The 5,783-nt window shown below is 71.1% G+C and carries 5 protein-coding genes; 4 read left to right on the plus strand and 1 reads right to left on the minus strand.

Translation table 11 applies throughout. The features are described from left to right. The coding region (locus AOK08_RS35520; RefSeq protein ID WP_241827230.1) for an NsdA family TPR-like regulatory protein at nt 1-1,170 on the minus strand (1,170 nt) is incomplete at its 3' end. A gap of 349 nt (nt 1,171-1,519) precedes the next feature. Between AOK08_RS35520 and AOK08_RS35525 the strand changes: the two genes are divergently transcribed. The 4 genes from AOK08_RS35525 to AOK08_RS35540 all read left to right on the plus strand — a co-directional run bounded on the left by AOK08_RS35525 (nt 1,520) and on the right by AOK08_RS35540 (nt 5,720). Beyond that, on the plus strand, nt 1,520-2,173 hold the full coding sequence (locus AOK08_RS35525) for a bifunctional DNA primase/polymerase (protein ID WP_241827231.1): 654 nt from the start codon (nt 1,520-1,522) through the stop codon (nt 2,171-2,173). A 201-nt stretch (nt 2,174-2,374) separates the two neighbouring features. Beyond that, on the plus strand, nt 2,375-3,151 hold the full coding sequence (locus tag AOK08_RS35530; protein WP_055533682.1) for an ABC transporter ATP-binding protein: 777 nt from the start codon (nt 2,375-2,377) through the stop codon (nt 3,149-3,151). Next, the gene (locus tag AOK08_RS35535) at nt 3,148-4,764 is read left to right on the plus strand and encodes a hypothetical protein (RefSeq protein ID WP_055533684.1); all 1,617 of its coding nucleotides are present in this window, start codon (nt 3,148-3,150) and stop codon (nt 4,762-4,764) included. The genes AOK08_RS35530 and AOK08_RS35535 overlap by 4 nt, the downstream gene beginning before the upstream one ends. Nucleotides 4,765-4,907: 143 nt before the next feature. Next, nucleotides 4,908-5,720: a hypothetical protein gene (locus tag AOK08_RS35540; protein WP_055533686.1), complete on the plus strand. Its 813-nt coding sequence runs from the start codon at nt 4,908-4,910 to the stop codon at nt 5,718-5,720. Nucleotides 5,721-5,783: the final 63 nt, after the last annotated feature.

The raw sequence follows: 5,783 nt of genomic DNA on the forward strand, positions 1-5,783 counted from the left end.
GGCCCGGCGCCGGGCCCGGGTCTCGGGGTGGCCGTCGAGCGACTCGCGCGCGCACCGCGCCGCCGCCTCGGCCTGGCCGAGGTCACGGTGGCAGTGGGCCAGTTCGTCGGCGAGGTAGGCCCGGTCGAAGTGCGCGATCCACACCGGGTCGTCCCCGGACTCCGGATCGGCCGACTCCAGCGCGTTGACCGCGCGCCCCGACGCGATCTGGGCCGCCCGCGCGTCGCCCATCAGGGCGTGCCCACGTGCCTCGGCGGCGAGGAACATCGCCTCCGCGCGCGGGGTGACCCTGCCGCGCGCCCCCTCCTGCGCCGCCCGCGCCAACTGGGCGATCTCCCGGGGGTTGCCGAGCTGCGCGGCGAGATGGCTCATGGACGCGGCGAGCACGTACCCTCCGTACCCCCGGTCCCCGGCGGCCTGGGCCAGCCGGAGCGCCTGGATGTAGTAGCGCTGGGCGAGTCCCGGCTGGCCGGTGTCGACGGCCATGTACCCGGCGAGTTCGGTCAGCCGGGCGACGGCGGCGAAGAGGTCGCGGCCGACCGCCTCCCGGTACGAGCCCGCCAGCAGCCCGGAGACGACACTGTTGAGGTAGTGCACGACGACCGGACGCACATGCCCGCTGCCGAACTGGTGGTCAAGGTCGGTGAGCGCCTGCGTCATCGCGCGCACCGCCGCCACGTCCGACGGCCCCACACGGGGACCCGCCTGGCGCGCCACCTGGGAGTCGGGGGACGAGATCAGCCAGTCGCGGCTGGGCTCCACGAGTGCGGACGCGGCAACGGACGAACCGGAGAGGAAGTCCCGCCGGCCCACGTCACTGCGCCACAGCTCACACACCTGCTCGATGGCGCCGAGGACGGTCGGGGAGAACTGGAGTCCGACGCCCGAGGCGAGGTTCTTGCCGTTGGCCATGCCGATCTCGTCGATCGTGACCGTACGGCCCAGCTTGCGGCCGAGGGCCTCCGCGATGATCGCGGGCGCCCGGCCCCGGGGCTGCTGTCCGCGCAGCCAGCGCGCGACGGACGTCTTGTCGTACCGCAGATCGTGGCCGTGCTCCGCGCCGCACATGTTGACCCGGCGGGCCAGCCCGGCGTTCGAGCAGCCCGCTTCCTGGATGAGCGCCTGCAACCGTTCGTTCGGCTGCCGCGCGACGAGTGGCCTTGCGGCCATGGAGTACCCCCTGTGGCTGCGGTGGCGTGCCCACGCACCGAGTTGACGTGTCTTCCATGTCCGGAACCCCTTCCGTACGCGGCCCGGCGAGCGGGCGAGTGCGGCGGGGAGTTCCGGCCCTGAAGATCAGTGCCCCACAAACTTGCCGACAATGCGCGCAATGCGGGACATGTGCGGATTGCCGGGGTAAAGGCGGATGCCCGGCCCCTCCCCTGCCTACCCAGCCCCGACCTGGATCCTCCCGCGCGCCCCCGCCGGTGCATCCATGCGCCCCGGATGCCGAATCGATGCCCCTCCCCCGCGCATGTGACATGCGTAACTCATGATTCCCACTAGAGTTGTCCTCACTGTGGAAGAGACCATCGCGGGCCCTGATGCTGCCCAAATCCCCAAGCAACGCGGCGAATCCCTCTTGGAAACCGCCGTCCGTTACGCCGAAGAGCGCCACTGGGACGTGTTTCCCGGTACGTGGCTGGAAGCAGTCGACGGGGTGCAGCGCTGCTCCTGCGGCGACACCGCGTGCGCTCTGCCCGGCGCACACCCGACGCGCCCCGACTGGGTGACGCAGGCCACGGGCAGCGCGACCGTCGCGCGCCGGCTGTGGACCGACCAGCCGACGGCGTCGATCCTGCTGCCGACCGGCCATACGTTCGATGCGATCGACGTGCCCGAGACGGCCGGGTTCCTCGCGCTGGCGCGGATGGAGCGGATGGAACTGACGCTCGGGCCGGTGATGTTGACGCCGGACCGGCGGATGCGGTTCTTCGTGCTGCCGGGGGCGTCGGTGAAGGTGCCTGATCTGGTGCGCAAGTTGGGGTGGGCGCCCGCGTCGCTGGATCTGGTCGCGCTGGGCGAGGGGGCGTATGTGGCGGCGCCGCCGACTCGGTACGCGTCTCGGGGGGCCGTGCAGTGGGCCTGCCGGCCTACGCCCGCCAATCGGTGGCTGCCGGATGCGGAGGAGTTGATCTCGCCGCTTGCCTATGCCTGTGGGCGGGATCGGTAACTTGCCTCATGGGGTGCCTGGTTTCGGTTTGAGTAGCGGCTGCGGGCCGGTCGTGGCTGGTCCCGCCCCGCGGCGGAGCCGCAGATCGGACACAGTCCCGCGCCCCTGAAGGCCTGCGGTGCCCGCGGCCCCAAAGGCCTGCGATTGATCGCGGCCTCAAAAGCCTGCGGCTTTCCTGACCCCAGGACTTAGGCTCCTCGCATGGTTGATGGGGTTGCCGTGCGGGTGCAGGGGCTTTGGAAGCAGTTCGGGGATCAGGTCGCCGTCGCCGGGATCGATCTGGAGCTGCCTGCCGGGAAGTTCGTCGGGCTCGTCGGGCCGAACGGGGCCGGGAAGACGACCACCCTCTCGATGGTGACCGGGCTGCTGCGGCCCGACCACGGCACCGTGGAGATCGCGGGCCACGACGTGTGGCGCGACCCCGTCGGCGTCAAGGCGCGGATCGGGGTGCTGCCCGAAGGGCTTCGGCTCTTCGAGCGGCTGTCCGGGCGTGAACTCCTCGCCTACTCCGGGCGGTTGCGCGGTCTGCCCGGCGCCGAGGTCGACAAGCGGGCCGGCCAGCTCCTCGACGTCCTCGACCTGGCCGGCGCCCAGCACAAGCTCGTCGTCGACTACTCGACCGGCATGCGCAAGAAGATCGGGCTGGCAGCCGCTCTCCTCCACAATCCCGAAGTCCTGTTCCTCGACGAGCCGTTCGAGGGCGTGGACCCGGTGTCCGCGCAGATCATCCGGGGCGTGCTGGAGCGGTACACGACCTCCGGCGCCACGGTCGTCTTCTCCTCCCACGTCATGGAGCTGGTCGAGTCGCTGTGCGACTGGGTCGCGGTGATGGCGGCGGGACGGATCCGGGCGCACGGCCCGCTGGCCGAGGTGCGGGGCGAGGCGTCCTCGCTCCAGGAGGCGTTCCTCGAACTCGTCGGCGCGGGCGGACGCGACCACGGATCCCACCTCGACTGGCTGGGCGGCGGCGCCCGATGACGGGGGAAGAGGGGACCAAGGGAGAAGAGTCGGTCACCGCCGTCTTCGTGGCGTTGAAGCTGTCGCTGCTGCGCAACGGGCTGCGGCAGTCCCCGGTGCGACGGACCACGTACATCACCACCCTTGTCCTCGTGTCGGTGTTCGCCGCGTTCCAGTTCCTCGCGCTGGTCGTCCTGCGCGGCAACGCGCACGCCGCGTCCGTCACCGTCCTGCTGCTCGCCGCCATGGCGCTGGGCTGGGCCTTCATGCCGCTGTTCTTTCCCAGCGGGGACGAGACCCTCGATCCGACCAGGCTGGTGATGTTCCCGCTGCGGCCCCGGCCGCTGGTCCGGGCGCTGCTCGTGGCCTCGCTCGTCGGCGTCGGGCCGCTGTTCACGCTGTCCCTGCTCGCCGGGTCGGCGATCGCCCTGGCGCACGGTGCGGCGGCGTTCGTCGTGTCGCTCGCCGCCGTGCCCCTCGCGCTGCTCGTCTGCGTGGCGCTCGCGCGGGCGGTCGCCGCCGCCAACATCCGGTTGCTCAGCAGCCGCAGGGGGCGCGATCTCGCCCTGCTCAGCGGACTGGTCGTCGGGATCGGGGCACAGCTCGCCAACTTCGGTATGCAGCAGCTCGGTTCGGCGGGACTCGGTGAACTCGACCCGGTCGCCGACGTGTTGGCCTGGGTGCCGCCCGCCTCCGCCCTCGGGGCGGTGCACTCGGTGAGCGAGGGGGAGTACGGGGCAGGGCTCGCCCAGTTCGCGCTCAGCGCGGCGGCGTTGGTCCTGCTGCTGGGCGTCTGGTCGCGGACCCTGACCCGGCTGATGACCTCGCCCGACGGGTCCACGCTCCAGGCCGCCGAGCCCGCCGGAAAACGGGAGCGGAGGTCCGGCGGACTCGCGCGGCTGCTGCCCGACGGGCGTACCGGGACCGTCATGGAACGGAGCCTGCGTTATACCTGGCGGGACCCGAAGACCAAGGCCGCGTGGGCGACTTCGCTGGTGATCGGGCTGCTCGTGCCGGTGTTCAACGTATTGAAGGGCACCGGTTCGGTCTACTTCGCCTGCTTCGCGGCCGGGATGCTCGGCGTCCAGATGTACAACCAGTTCGGCCAGGACAGCTCCGCCTTCTGGCTGGTCGCGATGACGATCTCGTCCACCCGGGACGCGCGCGCCGAACTGCGCGGCCGGGCACTGGCGATACTGCTGATCAGCCTGCCGTACACCGTCCTCGTGGTCGTGGTGACCACCGCGCTGCTCCACGACTGGGCCGGTCTGCCGAAGGCGCTCGGGCTGTCCCTCGCGCTGCTCGGGGCGATGCTGGCGGCCGGAACCTGGTCGTCGGCCCGGTTCCCGTACTCCATTCCGCAGGAGGGCTACCGGAACGTCGCCCCCGGTCAGTCCGGGCTCGCCACGGCCGCGATCTTCGGCGGCATGATCGGGGCGGTCCTGCTGTGCGCTCCCGTCATCGCCCTCACGATCTGGCTGAGCGTCGAGGCGGGCGGCGACCGGTGGAGCTGGCTGCTGCCGCCCGTCGGCGCCGGATACGGCGCCCTGCTCGTATACCTCGGACTGCGGCTGTCGGCCCCGCAGACGGCACGGCGGCTGCCGGAGATCCTGGCCGCGGTCAGCAAGGGCTGAACCCGCCCGGCACCTCGACTCGCGTGCGGAGCTGAACTTGCCTGCGGCATAGGGGGTTTGACAGCCGAATCGGGGGGATTGAGGGAAATGAGAACGACGAAAGCTTTGAAAAGCTTCGAAAAGCTTTGAGGGGGAGCCGCCGCATGGCCAGATGGTTCGGCAGATCGAAGTCGAGGGGCGACCGCACGTCGGAAGCCGAGGCCGAGGAGGAGAGCCTCGAACCCCTCGGCGTCTCCGACGACCTGCGGCTGGCGTACGGCCGCATCGGCGACCCGAAGCTGCTGCGCGGCTCGATCCTGGCCGCCCAACTGGCCGTGGAGGTCTACCCGGTCAACGACATCCGCCATGTCTCCGGCCTCTCCTCGCTGTGCATGCTGCACCGGCTGAGCTGGGAACGGGACCGGTCCGCCCCCGACCTGATCAAGTCCGTCGACTACGGCCGCCAGGCCGTCGACAAGTCCCCGCCCGGCGACCCGGCGCTCGCCCGGCACATGTCCTCCCTGGCCACCGCGCTCCAGGAGGTCTACGACACCACCAAGGGCGAGGAGTCCATCGACGAGGCCATCGCCCTGTACCGCGGCTGCCTGGACATCATGCCGGTGCGCGCCGCCGGGCAGAACGATGACCGCCTCTCGCAGGTGTCCAACCTCGGCAACTCCCTGCTCCGCAAAGGACGCGTCAACAACGACGCCGCCATCCTGGAGGAAGCCGCCGAACACGCCCGTGCCGCACTGCGCGACACGCCTGAGGACCACCGGATGCACTCGACCCGCCTCGTCAACCTCGGCGGCGCGCTCCTCGGACTCGTACAGCTCGGACACCGCGAACACCTGGACGCGGCGGAGGACATGTACGCACGCGGACTGCGAGGCCTCCCCGCCGACCACCCCTCACGACCAGGCGTGGAGCAGACACTCGCGATCATCAAGGGCCTGCGCAAACAGTTCGGGGCCTGAGCGGGATGCCGGGCGGGGCCGGGGGGGGGGGTGGCTGGCTCTTATACACATCAGATGCTGCCG

This window comes from Streptomyces graminilatus, assembly GCF_001418565.1.
Classification (GTDB): domain Bacteria; phylum Actinomycetota; class Actinomycetes; order Streptomycetales; family Streptomycetaceae; genus Streptomyces; species Streptomyces graminilatus.

Bases quoted from the DNA above. Each gene is read 5' to 3' on its own strand.
- AOK08_RS35530 (WP_055533682.1), top strand. From the start codon at position 2,375: ATGGTTGATGGGGTTGCCGTGCGGGTGCAGGGGCTTTGGAAGCAGTTC.
- AOK08_RS35535 (WP_055533684.1), top strand. From the start codon at position 3,148: ATGACGGGGGAAGAGGGGACCAAGGGAGAAGAGTCGGTCACCGCCGTC.
- AOK08_RS35540 (WP_055533686.1), top strand. From the start codon at position 4,908: ATGGCCAGATGGTTCGGCAGATCGAAGTCGAGGGGCGACCGCACGTCG.